The 13783-nt window shown below is 73.4% G+C and carries 13 protein-coding genes; 6 read left to right on the forward strand and 7 right to left on the reverse strand.

Annotated elements, in window-relative coordinates:
- Nucleotides 1-67: 67 nt before the first annotated feature.
- Together ACFVQG_RS25340 and ACFVQG_RS25345 are read left to right on the forward strand one after the other, a co-directional pair.
- Entirely contained in the window at nt 68-1219 is a 1152-nt protein-coding gene (locus ACFVQG_RS25340) for an acyl-CoA dehydrogenase family protein (RefSeq protein ID WP_383387614.1), read from the forward strand.
- Nucleotides 1219-2268 carry an alcohol dehydrogenase catalytic domain-containing protein gene (locus ACFVQG_RS25345; protein ID WP_383387616.1) on the forward strand — a complete coding sequence of 350 codons (1050 nt, stop codon included), beginning with the start codon at nt 1219-1221 and terminating at the stop codon, nt 2266-2268. Before ACFVQG_RS25340 ends, ACFVQG_RS25345 begins: the two co-directional genes overlap by 1 nt.
- On the opposite strand, the gene ACFVQG_RS25350 is transcribed toward ACFVQG_RS25345, so the two are convergent.
- The gene (locus ACFVQG_RS25350; RefSeq protein WP_383387617.1) at nt 2258-3280 is read right to left on the reverse strand and encodes a GlxA family transcriptional regulator; all 1023 of its coding nucleotides are present in this window, start codon (nt 3278-3280) and stop codon (nt 2258-2260) included. The genes ACFVQG_RS25345 and ACFVQG_RS25350 overlap by 11 nt on opposite strands.
- A 71-nt stretch (nt 3281-3351) precedes the next feature.
- Here ACFVQG_RS25350 and ACFVQG_RS25355 point away from each other — a divergent pair, with 71 nt between their 5' ends.
- Complete coding sequence (locus ACFVQG_RS25355) at nt 3352-4668, forward strand: MFS transporter (RefSeq protein ID WP_383387620.1); 1317 nt, start codon at nt 3352-3354, stop codon at nt 4666-4668.
- On the opposite strand, the gene ACFVQG_RS25360 is transcribed toward ACFVQG_RS25355, so the two are convergent.
- From ACFVQG_RS25360 to ACFVQG_RS25375, 4 genes are all read right to left on the reverse strand, one after another.
- Entirely contained in the window at nt 4646-5290 is a 645-nt protein-coding gene (locus ACFVQG_RS25360) for a flavin reductase family protein (protein ID WP_383387622.1), read from the reverse strand. The two genes, ACFVQG_RS25355 and ACFVQG_RS25360, sit on opposite strands and share 23 nt — an antisense overlap.
- A gap of 157 nt (nt 5291-5447) precedes the next feature.
- Complete coding sequence (locus tag ACFVQG_RS25365; protein WP_383387624.1) at nt 5448-6230, reverse strand: enoyl-CoA hydratase/isomerase family protein; 783 nt, start codon at nt 6228-6230, stop codon at nt 5448-5450.
- Between the two features lie 85 nt (nt 6231-6315).
- Nucleotides 6316-8544 carry an acetate--CoA ligase family protein gene (locus ACFVQG_RS25370; protein ID WP_383387626.1) on the reverse strand — a complete coding sequence of 743 codons (2229 nt, stop codon included), beginning with the start codon at nt 8542-8544 and terminating at the stop codon, nt 6316-6318.
- A gap of 398 nt (nt 8545-8942) precedes the next feature.
- The gene (locus ACFVQG_RS25375; protein WP_383387628.1) at nt 8943-10127 is read right to left on the reverse strand and encodes a flavin-containing monooxygenase; all 1185 of its coding nucleotides are present in this window, start codon (nt 10125-10127) and stop codon (nt 8943-8945) included.
- A gap of 180 nt (nt 10128-10307) precedes the next feature.
- Between ACFVQG_RS25375 and ACFVQG_RS25380 the strand changes: the two genes are divergently transcribed.
- The 3 genes from ACFVQG_RS25380 to ACFVQG_RS25390 are packed head-to-tail and all read left to right on the forward strand — an operon-like array spanning nt 10308 to nt 11906.
- Nucleotides 10308-10760 (forward strand): DoxX family protein, encoded by a 453-nt coding sequence (locus ACFVQG_RS25380; RefSeq protein WP_383388092.1) that lies wholly within the window; start codon nt 10308-10310, stop codon nt 10758-10760.
- On the forward strand, nt 10757-11272 hold the full coding sequence (locus tag ACFVQG_RS25385; RefSeq protein WP_383387630.1) for a Zn-ribbon domain-containing OB-fold protein: 516 nt from the start codon (nt 10757-10759) through the stop codon (nt 11270-11272). Before ACFVQG_RS25380 ends, ACFVQG_RS25385 begins: the two co-directional genes overlap by 4 nt.
- Nucleotides 11273-11303: 31 nt before the next feature.
- Nucleotides 11304-11906 carry a GNAT family N-acetyltransferase gene (locus ACFVQG_RS25390; protein WP_383387631.1) on the forward strand — a complete coding sequence of 201 codons (603 nt, stop codon included), beginning with the start codon at nt 11304-11306 and terminating at the stop codon, nt 11904-11906.
- 21 nt (nt 11907-11927) lie between these two features.
- On the opposite strand, the gene ACFVQG_RS25395 is transcribed toward ACFVQG_RS25390, so the two are convergent.
- A complete protein-coding gene (locus ACFVQG_RS25395; protein ID WP_383387632.1) occupies nt 11928-12596 on the reverse strand; it encodes a pyridoxal 5'-phosphate synthase in 669 nt (222 codons plus the stop codon).
- Between the two features lie 24 nt (nt 12597-12620).
- The gene (locus ACFVQG_RS25400; protein ID WP_383387634.1) at nt 12621-13769 is read right to left on the reverse strand and encodes an RNA polymerase sigma factor; all 1149 of its coding nucleotides are present in this window, start codon (nt 13767-13769) and stop codon (nt 12621-12623) included.
- Between the last annotated feature and the right edge of the window lie 14 nt (nt 13770-13783).

The following is a 13783-nucleotide window of genomic DNA, read 5'->3' on the forward strand; positions in this document are numbered from 1 at the left end:
GCTGGTCGCGCGGTTCCCCGCGCCCCTGAGGTCGGGTGCCGCGGCCTGCGATGAGAGGAGGCCCTCCGTGGACTTTGGGTTTGATGGCGAGGACGACGAGTTCCGTGCCGAAGTGCGGGTGTGGCTCTCGGCGCATGTCGAAGGGGCGGGGGATCGGCGGGGCTGGGAACGGACCCTCGGGAAGGCCGGGTGGATCGGCCTCGGGTGGGCCGAGGGTGGGTACGGGAACCGGACCGGGACGCTCACCCAGCAGGTGGTGTGGGCCGAGGAGTACGCCCGCTCGGGCGCGCCCGCGCGGTCCGGGCACATCGGGGAGAAGCTGCTCGCGCCGACCCTGATCGCGCACGGCACGCACGAGCAGAAGGCGCGCTTCCTGCCGCCGGTCGCCGCCGGGGACGAGCTGTGGTGCCAGGGGTACAGCGAACCGGGGGCGGGCTCCGATCTCGCCGCGGTGCGTACGAAGGCCGAACCCGCGCGGGACGGCGGCTACCGGGTCACCGGTCACAAGATCTGGACCTCGCTCGCCCACGAGGCCGACTGGTGCTTCGTGCTGGCCCGTACGGAGCCCGGCTCGCGGCGCCACCACGGACTGAGCTTCCTGCTGGTCGACATGGACCAGCCGGGCCGTATAGAGGTCCGCCCGATCCGTCAGCTGACGGGCACCAGCGACTTCAACGAGGTCTTCTTCGACGGCGCCCACGCGCGCGTGGAGCACGTCGTCGGCGGCGAGGGGGCGGGCTGGCGGGTCGCGATGAGCCTGCTCGGCTTCGAGCGCGGGGTGTCGACGCTGGCCCAGCAGGTCGGCTTCGCGGGCGAGTTGGCGCGCGTGGTGGGCGAGGCCGTGCGGACCGGCGCCGCGGACGATCCCGTCGTACGCGAAGGGCTCGTACGACTGTGGGCGGAGCTGCGGGTGATGCGGTGGAACGCGCTGCGGACGCTGGGCGGGGCGCCCGACGCCGGGGCGGCGAGCGTGGCGAAGCTGCTGTGGGGTGGCTGGCACCAGCGGCTCGGGGAACTCGCGGTGCGGGTGCGGGGCGCGGCGGGGAGCGCGGGACCGGCCGACTGGTCGGCTGCGGCGCCGTACGCACTCGACGCGGCGCAGCACCTGTTCCTGTTCTCCCGCGCGGACACGATCTACGGCGGTTCGGACCAGGTCCAGCGCACGATCATCGCCGAGCGGGTGCTCGGCCTGCCCAGCGAGCCCAAGGGGGCCGTGTGATGCGAGGCGTGATCTACGACGGTGAGCGGGTCCGGGTCGTGGACGACCTGGAGGTGCGGGAGCCGGGGCCCGGCGAGGTGCGGGTCGCGATCGCGGCGCCGGGGCTGTGCCACAGCGATCTGTCGGTGGTGGACGGGACGATTCCGTTCCCGGTGCCGGTGGTGCTGGGGCATGAGGGGGCGGGGGTGGTGGAGGCGGTCGGCGCCGGTGTCACCCATGTGCGCCCCGGCGACCACGTGGCCCTGTCCACGCTGGCCAACTGCGGCACCTGCGCCGACTGCGACCGGGGGCGGCCGACGATGTGCAGGCGGGCCATCGGACGGCCGGGCAGGCCGTTCGCGCGGGCGGGGCGGCCGGTGTACCAGTTCGCGTCCAACTCGGCGTTCGCGGAACGGACCGTCGTGCGGGCCGTGCAGGCGGTGCGGGTCCCGGACGACATTCCGCTGCCGTCCGCCGCGCTGATCGGCTGCGGGGTGCTGACCGGCGTCGGGGCCGTGCTGAACCGGGCGCGGGTCGGGCGCGGGGACAGCGTCGTGGTGATCGGCGTCGGCGGGATCGGGCTCAACGTCGTCCAGGGGGCGCGGCTGGCGGGGGCGCTGAGGATCGTCGCCGTGGACGCCGACCCGGCCAAGGAGGACGCCGCCCTGGCCTTCGGCGCCACCCACTTCCTGACCTCGGCGGACGGGGTGCGGGACATCCTGCCCACGGGCGCGGACCACGCCTTCGAGTGCGTGGGCCGGGTCGAGCTGGTCCGGCAGGCCGTCGACCTGCTCGACCGCCATGGACAGGCGGTCCTCCTCGGCGTCCCCCCGGCCGACGCGGAGGCGTCCTTCCGGGTCTCGTCCATGTACCTGGACAAGTCCATCCTGGGCTGCCGCTACGGCTCCTCGCGCCCCCAGCACGACATCGCCCTGTACGCCGAGCTGTACCGGCAGGGGCGGCTGCTGCTGGACGAGCTGGTGACCCGGACGTACCCGGTCGCGGACTTCGATAAGGCGGTGACGGACGCGCGCGCGGGGCGGGTGGCGCGGGCGGTGGTCACGTTCTGACGCCGGAGGGGGTCCCGACGCCGGAGGAGCGGAACGTGCGCCGATAGGCGGTCGGGGTGACGCCGAGGGCCGCCTGGAGGTGCTGGCGCATCGACTGGGCCGTCCCGAAGCCCGCCTCGCGGGCCACCTGGTCCACGGACAGGTCGGAGGACTCCAGCAGGTGCCGCGCCCGCTCCACGCGCTGCTGGGTGAGCCACTGGCCGGGGCTGACGCCGACCTCCTCGCGGAAGCGGCGGGTGAAGGTCCGTACCGACATGGACTCCCGCGCGGCCATGTCCCGCAGCTGGATCGGTTCGCCCAGGCGGCCGAGCGCCCACGCGCGTGCGGCGGTCGTGGTGGCGGACTGGGGGTCGGGCACCGGCCGCTCGATGTACTGCGCCTGCCCGCCGTCGCGGTGCGGCGGTACGACCGTACGGCGGGCCACCTCGTTGGCGACGGCCGAGCCGTGGTCGCGGCGCACCATGTGCAGGCACAGGTCGATCCCGGCGGCGACGCCCGCCGACGTGAGGACGTCGCCGTCGTCGATGAACAGCACGTCGGGGTCGACCCGCACGCGCGGGAAGATCCGTTGGAAGCGGTCGGCGTCCGCCCAGTGCGTGGTCGCGGGGCGGCCGTCCAGGTAACCGGCGACGGCCAGGACGTACACGCCGGTGCAGATGGAGGCGAGGCGGGTGCCGGGGCGGATGCGGGCGAGGGCGGCGGCCAGTTCGGGGGTCGGCACGCCGTCCTCGTAGACCGGTCCGAGTTCGTACGACGCCGGGACGATGACCGTGTCCGCGGTGGCGAGGGCCTCGGGGCCGTGTGCGACGTGGATGGCGAAGTCGGCGTCGGTCTCGACGGGGCCCGGCGGGCGGATCGAGCAGGTGACGACCTCGTACAGGTGGCGCCCGGACGCGTCCCGGGGGCGGCCGAAGATGCGGTGCGGGATGCCCAGCTCGAAGGGGAGCAGGCCGTCGAGCGCGAGGACGACGACGCGGTGCGCTCGCGCGGGGTGCTGGTCGGCCGTATCCATGGCCCGATCCTAACGAATGCTGTCCCTCGGGCCACTCGATCGGGACGAGCGCAGAACCGAAGCTGGATGACGTGACCCAGACAACCGATGCGACCGTCCTGAGCGACAAGGGCGGCGAGAAGCCGAAGTCCCCCCGCGTCCATTGGGCCTGGTTCGTCGCCGCCGTCACCTTCGTGACGATCATCGGCGCCGCCGCCTTCCGCTCCCTGCCCGGACTTCTGATCGACCCGCTGCACCAGGAGTTCGGCTGGTCACGCGGCACGATCGGCGCGGCCGTCTCGGTCAACCTCGCGCTGTACGGGCTGACCGCGCCCTTCGCCGCCGCGCTGATGGACCGCTTCGGCATCCGGCGCGTGGTCGCCGTCGCGCTGACCGTGATCGCCATCGGCTCGGGCACCACGGTGTGGATGACGTCGGCCTGGCAGCTGATGCTGTGCTGGGGCCTGCTGGTCGGCCTCGGCAGCGGCTCGATGGCGCTGGCCTTCGCGGCGACGGTCACCAACCGCTGGTTCACCGAACGGCGCGGCCTGGTCACCGGCATCCTCACCGCGGCCTCCGCCTCCGGACAGCTGATCTTCCTCCCCGTGCTGTCCTGGATCGTCGAGACGCGCGACTGGCGTCCGGCGGCCGTGACGGTGTCGCTCGCCGCCCTCGCCGTCGTGCCCTTCGTCTGGCTGCTGCTGCGGGACCACCCGGCCGACATCGGCCAGAAGCCGTACGGCGCGAAGGAGTTCGTGCCCAAGCCGGAACCCGTGCCGGGCGCCGCCCGCCGCGCCGTGACGGTGCTGCTGTCGGCGGCGCGCACCGGCCCCTTCTGGCTGCTCGCGGGCACCTTCGCGATCTGCGGGGCGTCCACCAACGGCCTGATCCAGACCCACTTCGTGCCCGCCGCGCACGACCACGGCATGCCGATCACGGCCGCGGCCTCGCTGCTCGCCGTCATCGGGGTCTTCGACGTGGTCGGCACCGTGGCCTCCGGCTGGTTCACGGACCGCTTCGACGCCCGCCGCCTCCTGGCGACGTACTACGCCCTGCGCGGCATCTCGCTGCTTTTCCTGCCGATCCTGCTCGCGCCCAGCGTGCACCCCCCGATGATCTTCTTCATCGTCTTCTACGGCCTCGACTGGGTCGCCACCGTCCCGCCGACCATGGCCCTGTGCCGCGAGCACTACGGCGAGGACTCCGCCATCGTCTTCGGCTGGGTCCTCGCCTCCCACCAGGTCGGCGCCGCGCTGGTGGCCTGGCTGGGCGGCGCGGCAAGGGACGTCTTCGGGTCGTACGACGTCGTCTGGTACGCGTCCGGCGCCCTGTGCGCCGCGGCGGCCCTGATGGCGCTGGTGATCCAGCGCCGGAAGCCCGCGGCTCCTACCGGGGTGGCGGCTGCGTGAACCGGCCCCGGTGGAAGACGAGCGGCGGTCCGTCCGGGTCCGGAGCGCCGAGCGCGGTCACCCGGCCCACGACGACGAGGTGATCCCCGCCCGTGTGGACCGCGTGGATCGCGCAGTCGACCCACGCGAGCGCGCCCGCGAGGCGCGGTGACCCGGAGACGGGCGCGGCGTCGTACGCCACCCCCGCGAACTTGTCCCCGCCGCGCGCCGCGAAGGCCCGGCACAGGTCGGCCTGGTGAGCGGCCAGGACGTTCACGCAGAAGACGCCCGCGCGGGCGATCCGCGGCCATGTCGTCGACGTGCGGCCGACCATGAAGGCGACGAGGGGCGGGTCGAGGGAGAGGGAGGAGAAGGACTGGCAGGCGAAACCGGCGGGGGCGTCGGTAGGGGGCGCCGCTGGGTCGTCGGTGCCGGGGGTGGCCGGTGCCGTCACCACCGTCACGCCGGTGGCGAAGTTCCCCAGGACGCGGCGGAACTCGGTCTGGTCGACCGGGGCGCGTTCGTCGGCGCCGACGCAGCGCAGGTCCGGGGGCGGCAGCGGCTCCACGGGCTGGGGGAGGCCGGGCCCCTGGCCGGACCTGAGGTAGCGGACGGCGGCTTCCGCTGTTCCTGCTTGTCCCATCACGCTCCTTATTGAAACTGACGGGTCGTCAGATGGGAAGGTGTGTGGCTCGGTGAGGGCGCGTGGCTCAGCGAGGGCGTGTGGCTCAGTGAAGGCGTGTGGCTCAGCGAGGGCGCGTGGCTCAGTGGCGGCGTGTGGCTCAGTGAGGGCGTGGGGCTCAGCGCCCTTCGAAGCGCGGGTCGCGCCGCTCCGCGAAGGCCTTCAGGCCCTCCCGGGCGTCGTCGGTCGTCATGTTGATCTCCTGGGCCGCGGCCTCGGCGGCGAAGGCGGTGGGGCGGTCGGAGTCGAGGGAGGCGTTGACGAGCTGCTTGGTGAGGGCGAGGGTGCGGGTGGGGGCGGTGGCCAGGCGGGTGGCCCACTCGTCGGCCGCCGAGGGCAGTTCGGCGTCCGGGACGACCCGGTTGACGAGGCCCAGACGGGCGGCATCGGCGGCGGTGAGGGCGTCGCCGAAGAACATCAGCTCCTTGGCGCGGTGGGGGCCGATGAGCCGGGGTAGGAGGAAGGCGCCGCCACCGTCGGGGACGAGGCCGCGGCGGACGAACACCTCGATGAACCGGGCCGATTCGGCGGCCAGGACCAGATCGCAGGCGAGGGCGAGATGCGCGCCGAGGCCCGCTGCCGTGCCGTTCACCGCGGCGATCACCGGCTTCTCGCAGTCGAGGACGGCCGAGACCAGGCGCTGGGCGCCGAGGCGGAGGGTGCGGGCGACGTCACCGGCGACGCGCTCCCCGGCCGGGCGGGTGCCTGCGCGCAGATCCGCGCCCGCGCAGAAGCCGCGGCCGGTTCCGGTGAGGACGACGGCGCGGACGCCGGGGTCGGCGGAGGCGTCGGAGAGCAGGTGGATGAGGCGTTCGCGCTGGTCAGGGGTGATGGCGTTGAGGGATTCGGGGCGGTTGAGGGTGATGCGGGAGACGTGATTGTCAGTGGTGTGCTGTACCAATGAATCAGCGGGTTCGCCCGGCTCGGTACGAGTCGTGGGATCTGCTTGGCTTGTTGGTATCCGGGGGGAATGCGACATGTTCATCTCAGCGGCACACCGCCAGCGCGTCCAGCGCCACGGCTCCCTGTCCCCTGGGCAGCACCATCAGCGGGTTGATGTCGAGTTCCGCGAGGTCGCCGCCCAGCTCCAGGGCCATGCGCTGGACCCGCAGGACGACTTCCACGAGCGCGTCCAGATCGGCGGGCGGCCGACCGCGCACACCGTCGAGGAGGGCGCGGCAGCGCAGCCCGGCGAGCATGTCCCGGACCTGCTCCTCACCGAAGGGCGGCACGCACACCGCCGTGTCCCGCAGCACCTCGACGAGGACGCCGCCGAGCCCGGCGGTGACGGTCGGCCCGAAGAGGTCGTCGTGGGTGACGCCGACGACCATCTCGACGCCCTGCTCCACCATCTGGCAGACCAGTACGCCGTCCAGCGGGACGTCCTCGCAGCGGGCGATGTCGGTCAGCTCCCGGTAGGCGTCGCGGACCTGGGCGGCGGAGGTCAGCCCCGTCTTCACCAGGCCCAGCTCGGTCTTGTGGGCGAGGTGCGCGCCGGAGGCCTTCATCACCACCGGGTAGCCCACCAGCCCGGCCGCGCGCACGGCCGCCGCCGCGCTGGTCACCAGCTGCTCACGCGGCACCCTTATGCCGTACGCGCGCAGCAGTTGCTTCGCCGCGTGCTCGCTGAGCTGCTGGCCCGGGCGCATCAGCTCGCGCGCCTTGCGATAGGAGGGCGAGGGGGAGCGGGGGGCCTCGTCGAAGGGGGAGCGGTAGTCGCGGACGAAGCGGTGGTGGTCGAGGTAGGCGCGGACGGCGGTGAGGCAGTTGCCGACGGTGCGGAAGGTGGCCACGCGGGAGGAGCCGAGCAGGACCTCGCGGTAGGCGGGCTCGGTACCGACCGGCGAACCCCACACCACACAGACCAGCTTGTCGGTCTCCTCGGCCGCGTCGACCAGGTCCCGCACCAACCGGTCGGACAGCGGCGGGAAGGGCCCCGTGACCGGGCAGATCAGCACCCCCACCGCGGGGTCGGCCAGCAGCGCGTCGATGATCTTACGGCCGCGCTGGTCGCCCACCGGATGACCGCCGTTGTCGACCGGGTTCGCCACGCTCAGATACCCGGGGATCCACTGGTGCAGCTCGGCCTGCTTGGCCGCGGAGAGCGTCGGCAGTGCGAGGCCCGCCGCGGTGGCCAGGTCGGCGACGTGGGCGCCGGTGCCGCCCGAGATCGAATAGACGGCGACCCCTTGGGCGCTCGGCGGGCGGGCCCTGGCCAGCAGGGCGGCGGTGTCCTGGAGTTCGTCCAGGCCGTCGACGCGGATCACGCCGTACTGCCGCATCGCCGCGTCCACCACCGCGTCCGCGCCGGTCAGCTTGCCGGTGTGTGAGGCGGCCGTGCGGGCGCCGGTCTCGGTGCGGCCGACCTTGACCGCGACGACGGGCACCTTGCGGCGGGCGGCGCGGTCGGCGGCGAGCAGGAAGGCGCGGCCGTCCTTGAGGCCTTCGACATAGGCCGCGATGGCGCCGACCTCGGGGCGTTCGGCGAAGTAGGACAGGAAGTCGGCGGTCTCCAGGTCGGCCTCGTTGCCGGTCGGCGCCCAGTGGGACAGGCGGACGCCCAGTTCCTGGAGGGCGAAGACGGGGCGGCCCTGGTGGCCGGACTGGGTGATCAGGGCGATCGCCGGGCCGGTGAGGTCGTCGCGGAAGCGCTCGAAGGCGTTGAGGTTGGTGTTCGGGCCGAGCAGCCGCAGCCCGGACCGCTCGACGGCGGCGGCGAGCCGGTCCTGCGCGGCGGCGCCCTCCGCGCCCGTCTCCGCGAACCCGGAGGCGAAGACCACCGCGAAGCGCGCCTTGGCCTCGGCGAGTTCCTCGACGACCGGAAGGGGGTCGGCGACCAGCAGTACGGCCAGATCGACCGGTTCGGGCAGTTCGGAGACGGAAGGGAGGCAGGGGATGCCGAAGACGGAGGGCCGCTCGGGGTGCACCGGGTGCAGCCGGGCGCCCACCCGCTCGGCCCAGGTGAGGAGTTGCCGGGTGATACCGGTGTGGGGGCGGCCCTCGGCGTCCGAGGCGCCGATCACGGCGACGGACGCGGGGCGGAAGAAGCGGTCCAGATCGGGGACGTCGGCGTAGAGCGGGCGCCCGCTGACGTCGAGGTCGCCCACGTCGGCCGTCCGGCCGTGGACCGCGTTTCCGGGGTGACGCTCACCGCAGGCGATGGCGCGGGCCCGGCGGGAGTCGGTGGTGAGGGTGCCGTGGGTTGATCCAAGCATCGGTCCGCCCGCTCCTGTGTGACAGCCAACAACAGCCAACAGCTCAGCAATAACTGACGCAGTGTCAGATTACTGAACTGACGAGAGGTCAGGAACAGGCGCGGCGGCAGAATCGTGGGCGGTGGCTTGGCGTGTGCGACGGGCGGATGACATCCCGGGGTGCGCGACTGCCCGACGGCGCCCAGGCGGGCGCGCATGACGGACAGCACCCCACCGCCGCCGGATCGGTACCCGGTGTGCGCGAACCGCGAGACCTCGGTGTGCGCGAACGGCGAGACCTCGGCGTGTGCGAACGGCGAGACCTCGGCGTGCGCGAACCGCGAGACCCCGGTGTGCGCGAACGGCGAGACCCCGGTGTGTGCGAACCGCGAGACCCCGGCACGCGCGAACCGCGGACCTCACCCCAGAACCCGGGAGACCTTCCCCTCCATCCGCCTCGCGACGGCCTTGGCTATCTTCTCCGCGTCGATGGCCATCTCACGGAGCATGCCGCTGATGGGGTTGGTGAAGCCGGTGAAGTACAGGCCGGGGGCGTCGCGGTGGGTGCGGGAGCCGTGGACGACGGGTCGGCCGCGGGCGCCGAGGACGCCGAGGTGACCGACCAGGTCCTCCAGCGCGCGGACATAGCCGGTGGCCGCGATGACGGCGTCCGGGGCGACGCGGTCGCCGTCGGCGAGGACGACCTTGCCGTCCTCGAACCCCTCGACGGCGGCGACGACCTCGACCCGCCCGGTGCGCACCGCGTCGACGAGACCGACGTCCTGCACGGGGATCGAGCCCTCACGGACCCGGCTGTAGAGGCCGGTGTCGGGCCGGGGCAGACCCTGCGCCGAGAGGTCGGGCACGCTGATGCGCGCCACCGGGCGGGCGAGCCGGTCGACCAGGCGGACCGGGAGGCGCCGGATGAGCACGGCGGTGTACTGGGCGGCCCATCCGGCGGTGGAGCGGCGGACGATGTGCGGCGTGGTGCGGACGGCCAGCCGTACCCGGGACGCCCCGCCCTCCACCAGGTCGACGGCGATCTCCGCGCCCGTGTTGCCGACGCCGACGACCAGCACGTCACGGCCCGCGTAGGGCTTGGCGTTGCGGTAGTGGGCGGCGTGCACGAGGTCGCCGGTGTAGGTGTCGCGGCCGGGCCAGTCGGGGAGGCGGGGGGTGTGGTTGTAGCCGGTGGCGACGACCACCGCGCCGCCCGTCAGCTCCCGGCCGCCGGTGGCGTGCAGCAGCCAGCCGGTGCCGTCGGGCGACCGCTCGACGCGGGACACCTCGACACCGGTGACGATCTCCAGCTCGTGGTGCTCGGCGTACTTCTCCAGGTAGCGGACCACGTCGTCGCGGGCGACCCAGCGGCCGAAGCGGCGCGGCATCGGCAGGCCGGGCAGGGCGGACAGCCGACGGGTGGTGTGCAGCCGCAGCCGGTCGTAGTGCCCGCGCCAGGACGCGCCCACCCGGTCGGACTTCTCCAGGACGACCGCGCGGATTCCCTGTGCGCGCAGCGCGTAGGCGACGGAGAGTCCACCCGGGCCGCCGCCTATGACATACACGGGACGGTCTGCGGGGTGGGGTGCGGGGGAGTCGGCCATGGGCGCGAGCGTAATCCCATGCCGTGTTCATGGGTCTCGGTCAAGACCGGAATTGGTTGCGGATCGATCACGGGTGTGTGGGTGATGTGCGGATGCTTGCGCTTGAGTGCCCCGTGAAGAGGTGCGGGGCCTACTCATCTGACGCTCCGTCAGCTATAGAGATATTCCATGGACACCCCCGTGGACACGATCTGGCTCACCGGCGCCGAATGGCTCGCCGTGCTGCGTATCGGGCTCGGTCTGTGGTGGCTGGAGAGCTGGCGGCACAAGGACCGGGGGGCCTGGTTCGAGCGGGGGAGCGGAATCGTGTGGGCCGGGGAGATCGCGGCGAAGCACCGCTGGGGCGCGGTCCGTTCGGGCTTCGAGCGCGTCGTGACCCCCCGCCCGCGGGTGATGGCGTACACCGTGGTCTCCGCGGAACTGGCCCTGGGCCTGGGCCTGATCAGCGGCTTCCTCACCCCGATCGCCCTGCTCGGCGGCCTGCTGCTGAACCTCCTCTACCTGACCCTCATGATCCACGACGTGGCCGAGCAGGGGCAGAACCTGATGATGGCGCTGATCTCGACGGTGGCGTTCTTCGGCATGTCCTGGCAGACCTGGTCACTGGACAGCGCGCTGGGATGGTTCCTATGACGGAGCCGCGCCGGGGGCACACCACCCCCCGCCACGACATCCCGGAGCCCGACGCCTTCACCCGCACCTACTGGGACGCGGCAGCGCGAGGACGCCTCTTGCTCAGACACTGCGGCACCTGCCGCCGCGCGCATCACCACCCCCGCGAGTTCTGCCCGTACTGCTGGGGCGACGACGCCCTGACCTGGCGGGACGCGAGTGGCCGGGCCACCCTCTACACCTGGTCCGTCGTCCACCGCAACGACCTCCCACCCTTCACGACGCGCACGCCGTACATCGCCGCGGTGGTCGACCTGGCGGAGGGCCCCCGGATGGCGACGGAGATCATCGACTGCGCCCCCGCCGACCTACAGGCCGGAATGCACCTGACGGTCGCCTTCCGCGACGGAACCCCGGTGTTCCGCCCCGACCGCCCACCCCCTCCTCCAACTCCTCCTCCACCCCCTTCTGCAACTCCTCCTCCACCCCCTCCTCCATCTCCTCACCCAGCACCCCCACCGCGATCGACGTGAAGCCGCGCCGCGAAGACGCTTCAATGGCCGGATGGCCCACCGCATAGTCGCCCCGTCCCGCCCGCACCCCCACCCCGACCCGCACGGCCAAGGCCTTCGCCTGTGCCGTTGGGACGCGGACTCCGACGCCGACGTGGCGGACTGGCTGCGCGGGCTGGCAGACCCGGAGTTCCGGCGCTGGAACACCCCCTTCCACCCGGTGACGGACCTCGACGCCGCCCGCGCCTCCCTGCGCGCGAAGGCGGAACACGCGGCGGAGGGCACGGGCGTGTCCTTCCGCATCACGGACGCGGTGACGGGTACGACGCTGGGGCACATCGGCGTCAACGACATCAACCAGGCCATGCGTGTCGCCCGAGTCGGCTACTGGACCCTCCCCGAGGCCCGCGGCCACCGCGTCGCCACCCGCGCCCTCGCCCTCACCGCCCACTGGGCCCTCACCGACCTGGGCCTCCACCGCCTCGAACTGGGCCACGCCCTCGCCCACGACGCGTCCTGCCGCATCGCCGAGCGCTGCGGATTCCCGTACGAGGGAACCCTGCGCGGCGCGATGTGGGAGGCGGAGAACCGGGACGCGTTCCGGGACGTCCACCTGCACGCCCGACTGGCGACGGACCCGCCGGTGAACCTCTGACCCACCGACCGGCCTACGGCGTCACGGCCACAGCAACTCCCGCGCCCAAGCCCCGCCCCCCTCCCTCCGGTACCGCAGCCGCACGTGCCGCCGCTCCCCGTCCCCCTGGAAGAACTCCACCTCGTCCGCCCGCACCCGGTACAGCGTCCAGGTAGGGACGGGGGCGCCGGGTTCGCGCCGGGCGCGGTCCCAGGCGGCTCGGGAGGCGGCTTCCAGGTCGGCGTAGGAGGGGAGGATCTCGCTCTGGTGGCCGGTGAGGGCGGCTGCGAGGGCTCCGGTGGAGCGGGCGTGGAGGTCGGCGGCGCCTTCCTCGGCCGGGGCGGCGGTGACCGGGCCCCGGACGCGGACCTGGCGGCCGAGGGTGGGCCAGTAGAAGCCGAGGGCGGCGTAGGGGCGGGTGGCGAGCTGGCGGCCCTTGGTGCTGGTGGCGTGGGTGGCGAAGGACCAGCCGTCGGGGTCGGCGCCGTGGAGCATCACCGTTCGTACGTCGGGGAGGCCCGACTCGTCCGAGGTGGCCAGGGACATGGTGTGCGGCTCGGTCTGTCCGGCCGCGACCGCTTCCGCGAACCACGTGGTGAAGAGGGGGAGGGGGGTCGGGGGCGCGGTGGTCGGGTCGAAGGGGCGGAGTTCGGTGACCTCCGGGGACCACACCCGCAGGGACCTCAGCAGCTCATGCAGATCCGTTTCCATGCGTCGATTGTCCGAGGCCGCCCGTCACCGGCCGTTCCGGCGGGCGTTGAGTCGAGCCGCCTGGCGCGTCAGGTGGTGGCGTTCGGGGAGGTTGGGGGCCTGCTGGGCGGCCTCGGCGTACAGGCGGGCCGCTGTCTCCAGGTTGCCGTCGCGCTCGTGGAGGTAGGCCGCGACCGCGGTGTGGCGGGGCAGGGTCCCGTCCACCGCTGCCAGCGCCGCGAGACCCGCACGTGGTCCGTCGGCCTCGCCGACCGCCACCGCGCGGTTGAGCCGGACCACGGGGCTGTCGGTCAGGCGGGTGAGTTCGTCGTACCACTCCACGATCTGCACCCAGTCGGTCTCCTCGGCGGTGGGCGCGTCCGCGTGCAGGGCGGCGATGGCGGCCTGGGCCTGGAACTCGCCGAGCCGGTCGCGGGCGAGGGCCGTCTGGAGGATGCCGATGCCCTCGGCGATCGACCCGGTGTCCCAGCGGCCCCGGTCCTGCTCGGCCAGCGGCACCAGGCTGCCGTCGGGCGCGGTGCGGGCGGCGCGCCGGGCGTGGTGGATGAGCATGAGCGCGAGCAGACCCGCCACCTCGGGATGGTCGATGACGGCCGCGAGCTGCCGGGTGAGCCGGATGGCCTCGGCGGCGAGGTCGACGTCGCCGGAGTAGCCCTCGTTGAAGATCAGGTAGAGGACGCGCAGAACGGTGGCCACGTCGCCGGGCTGGTCGAAGCGGACGTCGGAGACGGTGCGCTTGGCGCGGCTGATGCGTTGCGCCATCGTCGCCTCCGGCACCAGGCAGGCCTGGGCGATCTGGCGGGTGGTGAGCCCGCCCACCGCGCGCAGCGTGAGCGCGACGGCGGACGACGGCGTCAGTGAGGGGTGCGCGCACAGGAAGTAGAGCTGGAGGGTGTCGTCGACCGCCGGAGCCGGGCCGGGTGTCGGCTCCTCCTCGACGCGGTCCTCCCGTCGGCGGCGGGCCGCCTCCGAGCGGGCCTGGTCGAGGAACTTCCGCCAGGCCACCGTGACCAGCCAGCCCTTCGCGTCCCGCGGCGGGTCGGCGGGCCATACGCGGAGCGCCTCGACCAGCGCGTCCTGTACGGCGTCCTCGGCCGCCGCGAAGTCGGCTCCGCGGCGGACGAGGACGGCGAGCACGCTCGGCGTGAGGCTCCTGAGCAGGGCCTCGTCCATCTGGGGCAGCTGAG

The organism is Streptomyces sp. NPDC057877 (genome assembly GCF_042796855.1).
Taxonomy (GTDB): domain Bacteria; phylum Actinomycetota; class Actinomycetes; order Streptomycetales; family Streptomycetaceae; genus Streptomyces.

Excerpts from the sequence above, each read along its gene's own strand:
- ACFVQG_RS25390 (WP_383387631.1), top strand. The coding sequence starts at position 11,304 with ATGGCCCACCGCATAGTCGCCCCGTCCCGCCCGCACCCCCACCCCGAC.
- ACFVQG_RS25370 (WP_383387626.1), bottom strand. The coding sequence starts at position 8,544 with ATGCTTGGATCAACCCACGGCACCCTCACCACCGACTCCCGCCGGGCC.
- ACFVQG_RS25395 (WP_383387632.1), bottom strand. The coding sequence starts at position 12,596 with ATGGAAACGGATCTGCATGAGCTGCTGAGGTCCCTGCGGGTGTGGTCC.
- ACFVQG_RS25350 (WP_383387617.1), bottom strand. The coding sequence starts at position 3,280 with ATGGATACGGCCGACCAGCACCCCGCGCGAGCGCACCGCGTCGTCGTC.
- ACFVQG_RS25385 (WP_383387630.1), top strand. The coding sequence starts at position 10,757 with ATGACGGAGCCGCGCCGGGGGCACACCACCCCCCGCCACGACATCCCG.
- ACFVQG_RS25345 (WP_383387616.1), top strand. The coding sequence starts at position 1,219 with ATGCGAGGCGTGATCTACGACGGTGAGCGGGTCCGGGTCGTGGACGAC.
- ACFVQG_RS25375 (WP_383387628.1), bottom strand. The coding sequence starts at position 10,127 with ATGGCCGACTCCCCCGCACCCCACCCCGCAGACCGTCCCGTGTATGTC.
- ACFVQG_RS25360 (WP_383387622.1), bottom strand. The coding sequence starts at position 5,290 with ATGGGACAAGCAGGAACAGCGGAAGCCGCCGTCCGCTACCTCAGGTCC.
- ACFVQG_RS25400 (WP_383387634.1), bottom strand. The coding sequence starts at position 13,769 with ATGGACGAGGCCCTGCTCAGGAGCCTCACGCCGAGCGTGCTCGCCGTC.